This window comes from Kocuria sp. CPCC 205258, assembly GCF_040981005.1.
GTDB lineage: Bacteria > Actinomycetota > Actinomycetes > Actinomycetales > Micrococcaceae > Kocuria > Kocuria rosea.
In genome coordinates this window covers 1-13,788 of the sequence record NZ_JAVKPS010000016.1, presented here as the reverse complement: position 1 = coordinate 13,788, position 13,788 = coordinate 1, and the positions used below count along the sequence as shown (strand labels likewise).

The window sequence follows — 13,788 nt, the reverse complement described above, 5'->3', positions numbered from 1 at the left end:
AGAGGGTGCGACTGCCGGGACTTCCTCAGCTCGCCGGAGTGGTTGCGGCGTAGGGGTTCACGGTCTGGTGGGTGAACGGGACGAACCACTGCTCGAATCTCACGTCGGTCATCCCGAGGGAGTCGGGGAATGCCTCCGGGGAGTACGGGCCGTCCTGGTAGAGCAGCTTGTAGTCGTCGTCCTCCAGCAGGAACTCCTCGGCGAGCTCTCTCCAATGCGGGTCCAGGTGCAGCTCGAAGGCGGCGGCCACGGACTCCACCTGGTTGAGCAGCAGCTCGATCACCAGCTCTTGGGCCACACACGAGGGCCCGGTGTACTCGGTGGCCAGCTTCTGCCCCAGGTCATAGACCACGGCCAAGAACTGCTTGAGGAACCCGGCGGTGTAGCGGTCCTCGAACTGGCTGGGGAGCTCGTCGAGGACGATCACCATGGATCCCTCCACCGCACCGCCGGCGGTGGTGATCGTCTGCAGGTCGGTGAACAGCTGGTCGATCAGAAGGTCGTAGGCGACACCGAGTGTGCCGGTCAGCGTCCGGGCAGCCGCGGTCTCAGCGGCGAACTCGCAAGGGTCGACGTCCTCGTCCTCGGCGGTCAGTGCGCGCGGGGACAGGTCCACGCCGCGCATCCGAGCTGCGGCGGCGTCCAGGAAGTCGGCGATGGCAGTCTGCTCGTTCGTGGTGGCCATGTGTCCCATGTGTACGGCGCGGGCATGGCGAAGTGCCGGAGCGCCACGGGGGTGCTCCGGCACTCGGGACCAAGAGATCAGGCGTTGTGCTCACAGGTGTCGCGCTTGGCGTCCAGGGAGTCGAGGTGCTGGATCGTCAGGCAGTCCTCGCCGCGGAGGTTGTGCCAGATGCGCGCCTGGTCGTCGACGACGATGACCTGCTTCACCCCGGTGGCTTCCAGATCGAAGTCGTTGGCGGTCTTGTGCGAGAAGTCACCGGTGAGGATGACCGGACCCTTGTCCCCGCAGGTGATCGACAGGGACTGCGGGGCGATGGTCGGGTCGCCGTCCGTCTTGCCCGGGGCACCGGCGTTCTCAGCGATAGTGCACCCGGAGTCCGGCGAGATCTGCGTGGCGGCAGCGACCGGCGCTCCCATGATGGCCTCGTGGACATCGGCTTCCGAGCACCCGGTGAGGCAGATGCCGGCGAGGGCGGTGAGTGCGATCAAGCGGGGCGCTGTGGTCTTCACGACGGGTCCTTCCGTGGGATGGCGCCGGTGGTCCGGCTTCGTGCCTCCCATGTGTGCGGACGCGCGCGATCAGAAGTCGGCGCCGCCGACGAAGGCCCGGGCCGCGGCGAGCACCAGCGGACTCACCTCATCGACCGGGTGGTCGCGCAGCACCCGCGCCGGCGACCGGTCATCCAGCGCCGGGTTCGCACCCATGAACCACGCCTGCACGACCGCTGCGGTGCGCGTCGTCTCGGCGAGCACGCCGGCAACCTGGTAGACCAGACGGAGCCGGTGCTCGACCACCTGGGTGGGTCGGCGTTCCCCGGCGGCCCACTGGCGCACCGCCTTGGTGTCGGTGACCCCACCGAGGTAGGCGACCAGCTGCGCGCCGAGCTTGTTCCGCAGCGCGACGACCAGGTGCGGGAAGGGCAGGGTCACCGATTCACGGTAGGCCCCCAGCCCTGGCACGGCGGCGGTCGGCGAAGTCATGGACCCATAGTCCCCCGGGACTCGGACAAACTGCTAGGGCGCGCACCTGCGAAGATGCCCCACCGGATGCCCGGGGAAACGCCCCGGTGAACGCCTGGTTGGCCGTCACGGACCCGTCATGGGTGCGGATCCCGTCCAAATCCTGACGCGGCCGCACGGACCCGCCCATACCCTCTAGCCATGGTTGAGGTTGAAGTTCGTACCGCGGTCGTCGACGACTACGCCGCCCTGCACGAGATCGACCAGCTGGGCACCTGGCCCTCGCTGCCACCCGAGCACGCCTTCGACGTGGACTGCCACGAGTACCTGGTCGCCGTCGTCGACGGGCAGGTGTGGGGCTTCCTGCAGGGCCACCACGACTCCACCGCCTGGGCCGCCTGCCTGGTCTCCCCCGTCCCGGCCCAGACCTGGACGTGCAGCACGATCAGCTACTTCACCGTCCACCCCGAGGCCCGCGCCCACGGCCTGGGCTCCGCGCTGCTGCGCGAGTTCATGATCCGAGCCCGGGCCGCCGGCTCTCAGTGGATGATGCTGCACCCGGCCGAGTGCGGCACCGGCCGCGGCCTGCCCCCGGCGATGGCTGCCTTGTGCGCCCGCGCCGGGCTGCGCTGGGTGGAGCCCCTGGCCGTGCACCGCCGGCACTCCCCGACCTTGATGGCCGCCCCGCTCACCGACTCCCCGGACCACCACTTCCGGGCAGCCTCCCACGCCCCACAAACGCAGGCTCGCCGGCGGAGCACCCGCACGAGGCGGCAGCCGGCCTACGCCGCCGCGTGACCGTTCTCTCCCCGCTGCCCGGCCCGGCGCCTTCCCGGGCCTGGATACGATGCTCCGATGCCTGAGATCCGACCAGCCCAGCCCGACGACCACGACGCCGTGGCGGCCCTGTGGCGCCAGTACGCCCCCGGTGTGAGCTGCACGAAGTCGGACTTCCTGGCGGATCTGCCGACCTGCACGGTCGCCGTCGAGAACGATGTCGTGGTCGGGTTCTGCCTCGGCCACCACGCCTCCGGGGCGTGGCTGGAGTGCCGGGTGCAGCCGGCACCGGACACGGACTGGGACTGCAGCTACCTCGAGACCCTCGTCGTCGACGAGCAGCGGCGCGGCAACGGAATCGGCACCGCCCTGCTGGAGGACTTCAGCGCGCGGGCCAGAGCGGCCGGGAGCACCTGGCTGCTGCTGTACCCCAAGCGCGGCGACGGGCGGCCGCTGGCCACCGACGATCTGCTGCGCTTCTACACCCGCGCCGGGCTGGGGCTGCTCGAACCTCGCGAGAACCACCTGCGCACCAAGCCGTGGATGATGGGCCGGCCCCTGGTGACCCGCCCGCCGCACGTCTTCGCCCGCTCATCCGTCGCCGTCGAGGAGCTGGCCCAGGCCGCCTGAGCTTCTCGTTCACCTCCTCGGCGCCGCACCGCCCCGGCGCTACGCTCGACCCATGCGCTCCCCCGGACTGACAATCCGCACCGCCACCTGCGACGACTACGAAGCCGCCGTTGAGCTCAACCGGCAGGTCGCCCCGGGCCGGGACCTCACCCGGGAGCAGTTCCAGCGGTGGCTGAGCACCACCACGGTCGCGCAGACCGACTCGGGCGAGATCGTCGGGCTCTGCCACGGCAACCACACCTCGGCGACCTGGCAGAGCTTCGTCATGACGCCGGAGCCTCCCACCGAGTGGCGGTGCAGCTACCTCGACACCCTTGTCGTCGCCGCCGACCACCGCGGCCACGGCATCGGAGCGGCACTCCTGGAACGGTTCCTGGACGCCGCGCGGGCGGCAGGCAACACCTGGGTCGTGCTGAGACCGATGCCTGCCGACCCCGTGCACGGTGCGGAGGAGCTGCTGACCTTCTACGGGGCGGCCGGCTTCGTCCCGCTCCAGCACCGGCTCGCCCACGGCCTCACGCGCGCACCGGTGCTCGGCCGCGCCGTGGTCGAGCACCCCGACCACGCCATCGAGCCGCTGCAGGTCACCGCCACAGGTCCCGGCGGCCGCTGACCTTCGTGACCTTCGGTGCCGGCGTCCCCGGCCCCGTGCCGCGGCGAGGGTGGGAGCGCACCGGGACGGTGGGCGGCTCGTTCTTCGACTTACCCGGCGCAGGTGCTCACGCACTGTGGTCGCCGCCCGGAACCTCGGTCCTGCCCGATGGGGGTGTAGGAGCTGTTCATCTACTCCGGAACCAACATCGGGTCATCGCGGAACTGTACTGATGCACATGGCCGAATATGAATAGGTCAGGTGGTGCAACTCGGCTGGTAGTAGGGACCGCGGTGGTGCCTAGACGTTCATGGAGTAGCTAGTCGAAGGCCCGGAACCTGTGGGGGGTCCGGGCATTCGCCGTGCCTGTTCCTTTGATGGAATACACCGCCAGGGTGATCAAAAGTCGGGGTTCACGTCGTATATAGGTTTCTCAGGGAATTGGTGGTTTTCATCGATCCACCCTTCTAGTGGAAAATCCAACTAGCGCCACCTCTTTCGAACTTAGTCCAGGGGGAAGTGACGCCGCCCGAGGTTACAAAGAAACGAACTTTCTGATACATCTCCTCATTACGTTCTGTTCCCCCACCCGAGTCTTTGGTTTGCGGCAATCGCGTACGGAATGTGAATCTATGAGATCCACCGTCGCTATGGAAAGAGTAATTCAGATCCGACTTCCCAATGTAGTCGTCACCACGGCCCTTACCCGTTCCGTCATCCTCCTCCCAGCGCTCTTGTTGGACATGGATTTTGCGACCCTTGTCGCATCTGACGTCGATGACCCACCGAATCATGACGCGGTTACTCCCGTCGACGCCGTCTGCTTTGGGCCCCGCTGGCGTGAGGACTCGGCATCCGTGAGCCTTGGTGTCCGCCGCAGATGGTGTTGCCGCCAGGCCGATCGAAGACACGGCAAGCAGTGATGCCGCCGCAAGGCAATTCAACCTATTTCTATTCATGGCTATTCCCTGAATGGCAAAATGTAATCTAATTTTCGGCAATGAAAGTGGAGTCCATTACCTGTTCCCGAGCGACGCCGCAAAGACTGCGGGTCGGCCACACTGAGGACCCAGAGATTTTGATGTGAGCCCCGTGGCCCCCAGTATCCTCAGCGGGAAATACCTACGCAGGCGTTACTGCAAGTCATAGGTTCAATCGTTATGCACTGAAGCTTCGGACCGACCCATTTGCGCGCATTTCCATGTCGCATGCAAATGTATGGTGTCACTTCGTCATGCCTGAACGGCTTAAAACTCGACATGTCCAAGCTCTAGACGGAGCGGCCCTGCTCGAGCTTCTGCTTGGACTCGTGCCGGGCGATCGTTCGCTGGATGGTCGCCCTCGAGACACCGAAAATCCCGGCCAGCTCAACCTGCGAGTGCGACTCCTCGCCCCACAACGACATGACGAGGTCCTGCTGGGCGGCCGTGAGCTTCGGCGGCTTGCCCTTGAGCCTTCCCTTGGCGCGGGCGATCGCCATCCCCTCGCGAGTGCGCATTCGAATTAAGTCCGCCTCGAACTCGGCGATCATCCCGAGCGCGTTGAATAGCAGCCGACCGACCGGATCGTTCGGGTCGTGCTCACATCCACCCAGGGAGAGCACCACACCCTTGGCGGTGAGCTCGTCGGCGATGTTGCGCGCGTCCATCAGGGACCTCGCCAACCGGTCGAGCCTGGTGACGACCAGGGTGTCGCCGGTCCGGCACGCCGCCAGGGCCGTCGTGAGCCCGGGTCGGTTACGGTTGGTGCCGGTCAGACCATGATCGACATAGATCTGATCCGGTGGTACACCGAGAGATGAGAGCGCATTGCACTGCGCAGTGAGGTCCTGAGCGTCCGTCGAGACCCGCGCGTAACCGATCCTGATGCCTGACATGGCAGAAGTGTCGCACTCAAGCCCTCGGAGCGTGCACTCACGAGCGAGCAGGGTTAACGAGCACCCTGTGTACGCAGATTGCAAAGAAAGTTGCAGACGCGAATCTGGTTGCTCGGACTGTTCGCTCAGCGATCCCCTTTCGTGCAGCCCTCCGTGATGGTGCCGCCAAGCTCGCCGCTGGAAGAGAGGGAAGGCCTCGCCCGGACGAACCAATGCGGAGCCTCTGCCAGGGGCCAGCTGAGTGTGGTGTTTGGAGTGGTTGGTTAGGTCCTCCCGCGCGGTGCGCGGGGTCGACGAGCGTCCCCGTACTACGGGACGACGATAACGCCACCAGGCGCATTCCAACTCTCTGGAAGGTCAACCACGCCGGACAGAGGCCAGGTGCGCCCGCCCGGCCGCGACCGCGGCGCACCCTTGAGCCATGATCGTTGTGCTGTTGGCCCTGCTCTTCGCCGTCCTCGCGCTGCGCCACGCGCTGCCCGACGGGCTGGGACGGGAAGCGATCATCGGGGTCCTGTTCGGCTCCACCCTGGGGCTGTCCTTCTACGCCGACGCCCCCTGGGGTGCCGCCGGCCCCGGTCTGCTGCCAGCGGCCACCTGCGCGGTCGCCGTCGCCGGCGTGGTGGCCGGCTACCTCTGCCGTCACCTCCTGATGACCGAGGACTCCTGGGCCTGAACCGTTCCGATGAGCACGCGCGAGGTCCATCATGGGTACATGATCATCGTCCTGTGGGCTGCGATGTTCCTCTGCGCGTTCCACGCCGTCGTGCTGGCCCGCCGCAACCTCTTGATGGCCGCACTGGTGCTGTACCTGGTGATCACGCTGTGGGCCGCTGCCGCCTCCGGATCTCTGGGACTGGACGCGCCGACCGACGCCTGGATCCCCACCTTCCTCGTGTTCCTCGCCGGAGTGTCCCTCGGCAAGCTGGTGGACTACATCCGCCGGGAGCAGCTCGGCCCTCCCAAGGAGCCCGGGGCACGGACCAGCCCCGTTCCGACGGCACCCGCACCGCTCAAACACCTGGGCTGACCGGCACGTCTCCTACCGTGGGCGATCATGGTGACCATGATCGTCGCCCTGTGGGTCGTGGTGTTCACCGGCCTGGTCCTCTCCCCGTTCCGCCGCACCCCACTGTTGTTCGCCGCCACCATGGGCGTGTGGCTGGCCTCGATCATCCTCACCGCGATCAGCCACCCCACGACCCTCGACGTCGACATCACTCCGTGGGGCATGGACCCGGCCATCGCGATGCTCATCAGCCTCTTCGCCGTCCCGATGGCCGGCCGCCTCACTGGCACCCTCGCCCACCGGGCACTCGCCGGGACGTATCTGGACGCCTGGAACCCCGACGGCACCGACGGCTTCGACGCCCTCGCCGAACAAGCGCTCGCCCGACGTGATGACTTACTTCATCGCTCCTGACCAGGGGTGACGAGGGGTCATTGCCGCACACATGAGGGGTGCAGCAGCAGGCCGCGATGGACCTGCTCGAGACCTCCAGGAGAGCGCCATGACCGCCCAGATCACCACGATTCAGATCGCCGACGTCGAGCCGGCCGCCACGAACACCACCGAGGCCAACCGCATCGCCGAGCTGGCCTCCTACCTCAAGGCGTGCACCCTCGTCGGGGCGACCCCGGACCCGGCGCTGGTCGCCGAGAACCAGGCGCTGACCGGCTACCGCCAGGTGGACCTGGCCGACAACCACCTCGTCATCGAGACGGACTCCAACCCCGGGCCGATCGTCACCGAAGGCACCGAGCACGAGGCGGACTCCCCGGCCACCGGGTGGGTCGTGGCCAACGGCATCATCTCCGTCGCCCTGACCTTTCGTCCCGACGGCACCCTGGCGGTGCTCGTGGAGAACCTCTCCGAGAAGCCGCTACCGGTCGAGGTCAGCTGCACCGACAACGGTCAGGACCTCTACCGCGGCACGCTCATCACCAGCTGAGGCGGCCGGAACTGTCCCCCGAAGCAGGTACATGAAACTGCGGGTATCAGGTGTGGCTCCTGCACACATGAAGGTCGGTCCTGGTGAACCCCGGGGCCGGCCTTCATTCGCCCCTCGCCTCGCTAGGAGACGCACCCCCGTGCTGAGCACCATCACCTCCCCCATCGTCGCCCCCGAGCCCGCGGCCACCCCCGCCGCCCACCGGGATACGGTCCGCGCCAACCGTGCCGCGGCCCTGGCGAGCTACCTCAACGCCTGCCACAACGTCGGGGTGGTGCCTGAGCCCGAGCTGCTGGTCGAGCACGGCCAGCTCACCGACTACACCGAGATCGACCCAGCCCAGGACCACCTCGTCATCGAGGCGCAGGTCGAACCGGGCACCCTCGGCAACGGCGACGGCACCACCGGCCGTGAACCGGCCACCGCGTCCCTGGTCGCCAACGGGATGCTCGCCGTGGAGCTGACGTTCCGGGGCGACGGGATGCCCACCGTCGTGATCGAGAACCTGCACGAAGACGAACTGCTTATCGTCGTCGAAGACGGCAACGACCAGCGCCTGTTCGGCGGGCTCATCGACCCGTCCTGACGGGCAAAACTCCGCCGTGTTACGTGCAGGGACCTGGACCAACGGCCACACCCTGTGTCACCGATCCGCTCATGCTTCACTTAAGCGATTCCGATTGGCCTTCTCTGCGCCGCCTCCCCCTCGCCGGAATCCTCACGTCAGGAGATCCATGTTCCACCGCACCCGGGCCGCGCGCCCGCTTGCCACAGCGATCGGGGTGGCACTGTCGCTGACCCTGCTCGCCCCCGCCGGTCTGTCCCCGGCCACCGCGGCACCGGCAGACGCCCAGCCCACCGTCCAGACGCAGAACGTCACCTCGTTCAGCGACGTGTCGAGCCGTCACGTCTTCTACCGGGAGATCTCCTGGATGGGCTCAGCCGGGATCTCCAACGGCTGGACCATGCAGGACGGCACCCGTCAGTACCGCCCGGCGCAGCGGGTGCTGCGCGACCAGATGGCCGCGTTCATGTACCGGCTCGCCGGCTCCCCTACCTACACGCCACCGAAGGTCTCACCGTTCACCGACGTCCGGCCCGGTCAGGCGTTCTACAAAGAGATCACCTGGCTGGCGGAAAACGGCATCTCCACCGGCTGGGCCGGTCCCAACGACACACGGACCTTCGGTCCCGGACGCCCGGTGATGCGCGACCAGATGGCCGCGTTCATGTACCGGCTGGCCGGCTCCCCGAACTACACCGCCCCGTCGGTGTCGAAGTTCACCGATGTCCGCCCTGGCAAAACCTTCTACAAGGAGATCTCCTGGCTGGCCGAGAACGGCATCTCCACCGGCTGGGCGTCCACCGGTGGCACTCGCATCTACGGTCCCGGCCGTGAGGTGATGCGCGATCAGATGGCCGCGTTCATGTATCGGCTCCACGACGGCGGGCACCTGGACCACTTCACGGCCAACCAGCCCCTGAAACTGGTCAGCACCGGGGTGAAGCCCGGGGAGGTCAACGTTCCCGTGAACTGGACCCTCACCGCCACGGGCGGCACCAAGCCCTACACCTTCGCTCGCGTCGCCGGGACCCTCCCCGGTGACATCTACCTCTCCAGCACCGGGAAGTTCACCGGCACGCCCACCCGGTCCGGGGAGTACGAGATCGCGGTGAAGGTCACCGACGCCCGGGGCAACAGCGTCACGACCCCGGTGATCCTCTCCGTGGTCCCGCGCGACCTCAGCCAGAAGACCGCGCTGACGGCCAAGTCGATGGACGCCAACTACATCAACACCGCCGTGGTGCAGAACGACGGCACCGTGTGGGAGTGGACCGCCGACCAGAGCCGCAGCGGGTTCCTGACCCCGACCAAGCGCGAAGGCATCAGCAACATCATCCAGACCGCCACGGGCGCCGAGTCCACGCTGGCCCTGCGCGCCGACGGCACCGTGTGGGGCTGGGGCTGGAACATGTACGGAGAGCTGGCCAACCCGGATGCCGGCGGCCTCGCCGAGATGCCGGTGCGGGTCGGTGGACTGACCAACGTCGTGCAGATCGCCTCGGCCGGCCGGACCAACTTCGCACTGAAGTCCGACGGCACGATCTGGTCCTGGGGCTCGAACTGGAACTATCTGCTGGGCACCGGGCAGTGGCAGGACAACCCGCCCGTCAAGACCCCGGTGCGGGTGCCGAACCTCGCCAACGCTCCGATCGCCTCGATCGAGGCGGGCGAGGAGTCGGTCTACGCCGTGACCCGCGACGGGAGCGTGTGGGCCTGGGGCATGAACTTCGAGGGTCAGCTCGGGCTCGGCCACACCGACAGCGCCAGCTCCCCTCGACCGGTTCCCGGTCTCACCGGGGTGAAGTCCGTGGCCGCCGGGTCCTCCGGCGCCTACGCGGTGAAGACCAACGGCACCGTCTGGCACATGGGTCAGCGCGACTGCGCCATCCATCCCAGTGGAGCCCCGAAGTTCTCCACCACCGCCCAGCAGGTCTACAACCTGACCGGGGTGACGTCCATGTCCGTGGGTGCCTGCAGCTCCTTCGCGGTGAAGGCCGACGGCACCCTCACCGTGTCCGGTCAGGCGATCAACGGCGCCGACCTGGGCACCGGCACCACCTACGAGCCGAACTTCGTGCCGGTGCCCGGACTGCCGTCCGTCGCCAAGGTGACCGCCAACGCGGGCATCGCCGGTGAACGCCGAGCCTCGGCCTACGCCATCGGCACCGACGGATCGCTGTGGGGCTGGGGATTCCAGGGCCCCTACCACTCCCGCGACGGCGGTGACGGGCTGGTCCACACCCCGACCCGGCTCACCCGCTGAGCGCAGCACCACCCGCCAGAGGCCGGTGAGGGAACGTTCCTCACCGGCCTCTGCTGCGCCCGTAGCGGGGCGCGCACCGGTGTCGCAGCGGCGGAGTACGCTCAGCACCGTCCCCTCCCCCTGGCAGCCTCAGCGGCCCGCGCAGCGCGCGCGCACACCACCGACGCCCGGCGCCCCGCGCCCGCCGCACACATGGAGGGTGACCTCGCACCACTCGAGCCCCAGGAGCACCACCATGGCGTCCACCCTCATCGGCCTCACGGGCCCCAAGCGCTCCGGCAAGGACACCGCCGGCGCCCACCTCGTCGACGAGCTCGGCCACACCCGGCTGGCCCTGGCGGACCCGATCAAGCAGATCGTCGCCGCCATCGACCCGTTCGTCGAAGGCAAGGCCCGCCGCAACCCAGAGGACGAGCACGAGTCCGTGCCGAAGAAGGCCGCCGACGAGTCCTCCCGGCTGGTCAACAAGATCGCCGGGGAAATCTCCCGCCGCGGCCTGTCCTCCGACCTCACCGCCGGGCGCATCCTGCAGGCCGTGAAAGTCGCCCGCATCCTCAACCCGTTCGCCGTCCCGGCCCACCGCGACGCCGACGCCGACCGCCTCTCGACCCACCTCGCGGCCGTGAACGGAGACTGGAACCAGCTCAAGAACGAAGAGCTGCCCGCCCACCGCGAGATCCGCCGCCTCCAGCAGGTCCTCGGCACCGAGGCCGGCCGCCAGGTCTTCGGCGACGACCTGTGGATCCGCCTCATGCTCGAAGCCGCCGCCAAGGTCGACGGGCCTGTCGTCGTCACCGACGTCCGCTTCGACAACGAGGCCGAGGCGATCCACGCCGCCGGCGGGATCGTCATCGCGATCGAGCGCCCCGGACTCGGCGCCAACACCGACGCCCACGCCTCCGAAGCCGGCGTTGCTCCGACCCTGGTCGATAAGATCATCGTCAACGACGGCGGCCTGGCTGACCTCTACGCCAACGTCTCCGACGCCGTGGAGACCGTGGTTCTGGTCGCGTAGAGACCCGGTTCGCGCTCGCCCGACGGCCCGTCCCGCGCACCGTGGGGCGGGCCATTCGCCGCAGTCGGTCGTAATCTGCCCGCACGCGGGTCCCCAGCCTTGGCCTCGGCGTAGCGTTGTGACCAGCAGATACGCACGAACGGGGATCGCCATGCGACTGACCCAAGCGGAGATCGACGAGCTGCTCGCCACGCGCACCACCCACCGGAACACGTTCCAGGACGAGGCCGTCACTTTCCTGCGCACCAGCGCCGAGACCGGCGGGGAGTACACCCTCCTCCACCTCGTGGCCGAACCGGGCGCCGGCGTCCCCCGCCACTATCATCTGCACTCCTCCGAGCACTTCGAGATCCTCGACGGCGCTCTGACCGTCGAGGTCGCGAAGCAACCCCACGTCGTGCTGCCTGGCGAGCACGCCACAGCGTCGGTGAACACCGTGCACCGGTGGATGAACCAGGGTTCGTCCACGGTGCGGGCCCTGGTCGAGATCTCACCGGCCAGCGAAGGGTTCGAGAAGGGGGTGCCGATCCTCTACGGGTTGGCCAGCGACGGGCTGTCCAGGTCTAACGGGGTGCCGCGAAACCCGCTCTTGACGGCGTGGATATTTGAGCTCGCCGACGTGCGCTTGCCCGGGGTCTCCCGGGTGGTCGGCCCGCTCATCCACGCCATGGCAGAGCGTGTCCGTGCCCAGGGCACCGACCGGGAGCTGGAGCAGCGGTACTGCCGCTGACGGCCCGCCGAGCCCGGAACCTGCTCCGGCCGCATGAGACCGGCAAGCCCTCTCCCGATGACCTGTCCAGCACTGCGCGGGGTGGGCCGCTTCCGTACTCGTCACCTGTTCGATCCCCGGCGCGGCGGCGTAGCGTGGTGACCAGCACAAGGGTCACGAACGGGGATCATCATGCGCCTGACCGCTGCGGAGATCGGTGAGCTGCTCGCCACCCGATGCATCCACCGCAACGCCCTCCAGCACGACGAGGTCGTGTTCCTGCGCACTGCCGCGGAGACCGGCGGGGAGTACACCCTCCTGCACGTCCAGGCCGAACCCGGCTCCGGCGTCACTCGGCACTACCACCAGACCTACACGGAGCGTTTCAACGTGCGTGAAGGTGTGCTGACCGTGGAGACCGGCGGTCGCACCCAGGTGCTGATGACCGGGGAGAGTGCCACCGCCCCGACGAACACCGTGCACCGCTGGGCGAACCAGTCCTCATCAACGGTGCGGTTCCTCGTCGAAGCGACGCCGGCCAGCGAAGGGTTCGAGAAGGGCCTGCAGGTCCTCTACGGGCTGGCCTCCGACGGGCTGACCTTCGCCAACGGGGTGCCGCGCAACGTGCTGCACACCGCGTGGCTGATGGAGTACTCGGACATCTGGCTGCCCCGGACGTCCCGGCCGCTCGGCCCGCTGCTGCGGGCCCTGGCCGAGAAGGCCCGGGCGCAGGGAGTCGACGAGCAGCTGCTGGACCGCTACTGCGACTGAGGCGGGACGGGCCGCCGTTCGTGAGGGCTCCGCACACATGGTGGGTGACTTCAGCCCCCGCCACCGTAGGAGCCCGCGATGACCTTCCCCGTCTTCCATAACAGCCAGCGCATGGATCCGCACCCTGTCAGCCCGGAGTACGTACAGGGCGCGATCGAGGGCTACCTGGCCGCCCAGCCGCGCTACCGGCGCATGCACCTGTGGCACCTGGAGGCCCTGGCCAAGCGGCTGGGCGACGGCGCCGAGGCAGTAATCAAGGACCTGCTGGCCGACGGGGCCGTCCTGCGCCTGGATTCCTCGATGATGCCCTCAGTATTCTCGCTGGGAACCGGGACCGGCTTCACCACGGTGCGCGCCCTCCAGGAACTCGCCGCCGACTGGTGGCTGGAGGACCGCTTGCGAGATGAGGTCGCCGCCCATCTTCGCGCCGCCGGGCACCCCGTCACCCCGACGAGCGGACGCACCGGGGACGCGGTGCTCGGACACCGGGACGGCCACCTGCTCGGATCCCCGCGAAAGAGCCGCTGACATCGGCGGCGGGCCATGAAGGGTTCTCCGCACATATGGGAGGAGCCTAAAGCTTTCCACTTGCTGGTGGACCACCATGGCTCTCAACACCGCCCAGATCGTCACCGAGCTATACCGGCTCTCCACCGTCCGCGCGAGATCCACGCCGCCGACGCCGCTCCTTTCGACGTGGGGCCGGCCGTGCACGAGTGCAGGGGAGCTCGCCAGACGGCGGCAGAATGCGCCACGTAAGCAGCTGATAGGAAGCCTCGATGGCTGCGAGACTGCGGATTCCTGGCACGGGCGGTGCCCGTGCTGAATACGCTGGTAGTTGCCGGACTCGGCTGGGAGACCACGTCGTGGCAGGCCGTCGACGACGCCCTGGTTCCGGCTGACACCGACAACGCGGTTCAAATTCCCCCCCCCCCCCCCCCCCCCCCCCCCCCCCCCCCCCCCCCCCCCCCCCCCCCCCCCCCCCCCCCCCCCC

Annotated in this window: 17 protein-coding genes; 13 read left to right on the top strand and 4 right to left on the bottom strand. The window is 68.3% G+C overall.

Annotation, left to right across the window (positions count from 1 at the left end; translation table 11 throughout):
* Positions 1–25 precede the first annotated feature (25 nt).
* The 3 genes from RF644_RS17660 to RF644_RS17650 form a co-directional block, all read right to left on the bottom strand.
* Positions 26–685 carry a hypothetical protein gene (locus RF644_RS17660; protein ID WP_368797489.1) on the bottom strand — a complete coding sequence of 220 codons (660 nt, stop codon included), beginning with the start codon at positions 683–685 and terminating at the stop codon, positions 26–28.
* Positions 686–762: 77 nt separating this feature from the next.
* Entirely contained in the window at positions 763–1,194 is a 432-nt protein-coding gene (locus RF644_RS17655) for a hypothetical protein (RefSeq protein WP_368797488.1), read from the bottom strand.
* Between the two features lie 69 nt (positions 1,195–1,263).
* Entirely contained in the window at positions 1,264–1,665 is a 402-nt protein-coding gene (locus RF644_RS17650) for a hypothetical protein (protein ID WP_368797487.1), read from the bottom strand.
* Between the two features lie 180 nt (positions 1,666–1,845).
* Here RF644_RS17650 and RF644_RS17645 point away from each other — a divergent pair, with 180 nt between their 5' ends.
* Genes RF644_RS17645 through RF644_RS17635 form a run of 3 tightly spaced genes read left to right on the top strand, consistent with a single transcriptional unit; the run spans position 1,846 to position 3,664 of the window.
* Entirely contained in the window at positions 1,846–2,442 is a 597-nt protein-coding gene (locus RF644_RS17645; RefSeq protein WP_368797486.1) for a GNAT family N-acetyltransferase, read from the top strand.
* 57 nt (positions 2,443–2,499) lie between these two features.
* Entirely contained in the window at positions 2,500–3,051 is a 552-nt protein-coding gene (locus tag RF644_RS17640) for a GNAT family N-acetyltransferase (RefSeq protein WP_368797485.1), read from the top strand.
* Positions 3,052–3,103: 52 nt separating this feature from the next.
* Positions 3,104–3,664: a GNAT family N-acetyltransferase gene (locus tag RF644_RS17635; RefSeq protein WP_368797484.1), complete on the top strand. Its 561-nt coding sequence runs from the start codon at positions 3,104–3,106 to the stop codon at positions 3,662–3,664.
* Between the two features lie 1,249 nt (positions 3,665–4,913).
* Here the strand turns inward: RF644_RS17635 and RF644_RS17630 are convergent.
* Positions 4,914–5,519, bottom strand: coding sequence for a recombinase family protein (locus tag RF644_RS17630; protein ID WP_368797483.1), 606 nt, complete (start codon positions 5,517–5,519; stop codon positions 4,914–4,916).
* Positions 5,520–5,940: 421 nt separating this feature from the next.
* Between RF644_RS17630 and RF644_RS17625 the strand changes: the two genes are divergently transcribed.
* The 10 genes from RF644_RS17625 to RF644_RS17580 all read left to right on the top strand — a co-directional run bounded on the left by RF644_RS17625 (position 5,941) and on the right by RF644_RS17580 (position 13,322).
* Positions 5,941–6,195 carry a hypothetical protein gene (locus RF644_RS17625; protein ID WP_368797482.1) on the top strand — a complete coding sequence of 85 codons (255 nt, stop codon included), beginning with the start codon at positions 5,941–5,943 and terminating at the stop codon, positions 6,193–6,195.
* A gap of 9 nt (positions 6,196–6,204) precedes the next feature.
* A complete protein-coding gene (locus RF644_RS17620; protein WP_368797481.1) occupies positions 6,205–6,549 on the top strand; it encodes a hypothetical protein in 345 nt (114 codons plus the stop codon).
* A gap of 27 nt (positions 6,550–6,576) precedes the next feature.
* The gene (locus RF644_RS17615; RefSeq protein ID WP_368797480.1) at positions 6,577–6,942 is read left to right on the top strand and encodes a hypothetical protein; all 366 of its coding nucleotides are present in this window, start codon (positions 6,577–6,579) and stop codon (positions 6,940–6,942) included.
* 88 nt (positions 6,943–7,030) lie between these two features.
* Positions 7,031–7,471 (top strand): hypothetical protein, encoded by a 441-nt coding sequence (locus RF644_RS17610; RefSeq protein WP_368797479.1) that lies wholly within the window; start codon positions 7,031–7,033, stop codon positions 7,469–7,471.
* Positions 7,472–7,610: 139 nt separating this feature from the next.
* Positions 7,611–8,057, top strand: coding sequence for a hypothetical protein (locus RF644_RS17605; RefSeq protein WP_368797478.1), 447 nt, complete (start codon positions 7,611–7,613; stop codon positions 8,055–8,057).
* 148 nt (positions 8,058–8,205) lie between these two features.
* A complete protein-coding gene (locus RF644_RS17600) occupies positions 8,206–10,299 on the top strand; it encodes an S-layer homology domain-containing protein (RefSeq protein WP_368797477.1) in 2,094 nt (697 codons plus the stop codon).
* A 235-nt stretch (positions 10,300–10,534) separates the two neighbouring features.
* Positions 10,535–11,314, top strand: a complete 780-nt coding sequence (locus RF644_RS17595) for a hypothetical protein (protein ID WP_368797476.1) — start codon at positions 10,535–10,537, stop codon at positions 11,312–11,314.
* A 151-nt stretch (positions 11,315–11,465) separates the two neighbouring features.
* Positions 11,466–12,044, top strand: coding sequence for a cupin domain-containing protein (locus RF644_RS17590; protein ID WP_368797475.1), 579 nt, complete (start codon positions 11,466–11,468; stop codon positions 12,042–12,044).
* A gap of 171 nt (positions 12,045–12,215) precedes the next feature.
* Positions 12,216–12,794, top strand: a complete 579-nt coding sequence (locus RF644_RS17585) for a cupin domain-containing protein (protein WP_368797474.1) — start codon at positions 12,216–12,218, stop codon at positions 12,792–12,794.
* Positions 12,795–12,872: 78 nt separating this feature from the next.
* Positions 12,873–13,322, top strand: coding sequence for a hypothetical protein (locus tag RF644_RS17580; protein WP_368797473.1), 450 nt, complete (start codon positions 12,873–12,875; stop codon positions 13,320–13,322).
* Positions 13,323–13,788 lie beyond the last annotated feature (466 nt).

Bases quoted from the DNA above. Each gene is read 5' to 3' on its own strand.
- RF644_RS17585 (WP_368797474.1), top strand. From the start codon at position 12,216: ATGCGCCTGACCGCTGCGGAGATCGGTGAGCTGCTCGCCACCCGATGC.
- RF644_RS17625 (WP_368797482.1), top strand. From the start codon at position 5,941: ATGATCGTTGTGCTGTTGGCCCTGCTCTTCGCCGTCCTCGCGCTGCGC.
- RF644_RS17630 (WP_368797483.1), bottom strand. From the start codon at position 5,519: ATGTCAGGCATCAGGATCGGTTACGCGCGGGTCTCGACGGACGCTCAG.
- RF644_RS17600 (WP_368797477.1), top strand. From the start codon at position 8,206: ATGTTCCACCGCACCCGGGCCGCGCGCCCGCTTGCCACAGCGATCGGG.
- RF644_RS17640 (WP_368797485.1), top strand. From the start codon at position 2,500: ATGCCTGAGATCCGACCAGCCCAGCCCGACGACCACGACGCCGTGGCG.
- RF644_RS17645 (WP_368797486.1), top strand. From the start codon at position 1,846: ATGGTTGAGGTTGAAGTTCGTACCGCGGTCGTCGACGACTACGCCGCC.
- RF644_RS17650 (WP_368797487.1), bottom strand. From the start codon at position 1,665: ATGACTTCGCCGACCGCCGCCGTGCCAGGGCTGGGGGCCTACCGTGAA.
- RF644_RS17580 (WP_368797473.1), top strand. From the start codon at position 12,873: ATGACCTTCCCCGTCTTCCATAACAGCCAGCGCATGGATCCGCACCCT.
- RF644_RS17590 (WP_368797475.1), top strand. From the start codon at position 11,466: ATGCGACTGACCCAAGCGGAGATCGACGAGCTGCTCGCCACGCGCACC.
- RF644_RS17635 (WP_368797484.1), top strand. From the start codon at position 3,104: ATGCGCTCCCCCGGACTGACAATCCGCACCGCCACCTGCGACGACTAC.
- RF644_RS17615 (WP_368797480.1), top strand. From the start codon at position 6,577: ATGGTGACCATGATCGTCGCCCTGTGGGTCGTGGTGTTCACCGGCCTG.
- RF644_RS17660 (WP_368797489.1), bottom strand. From the start codon at position 685: ATGGCCACCACGAACGAGCAGACTGCCATCGCCGACTTCCTGGACGCC.
- RF644_RS17610 (WP_368797479.1), top strand. From the start codon at position 7,031: ATGACCGCCCAGATCACCACGATTCAGATCGCCGACGTCGAGCCGGCC.
- RF644_RS17620 (WP_368797481.1), top strand. From the start codon at position 6,205: ATGAGCACGCGCGAGGTCCATCATGGGTACATGATCATCGTCCTGTGG.
- RF644_RS17595 (WP_368797476.1), top strand. From the start codon at position 10,535: ATGGCGTCCACCCTCATCGGCCTCACGGGCCCCAAGCGCTCCGGCAAG.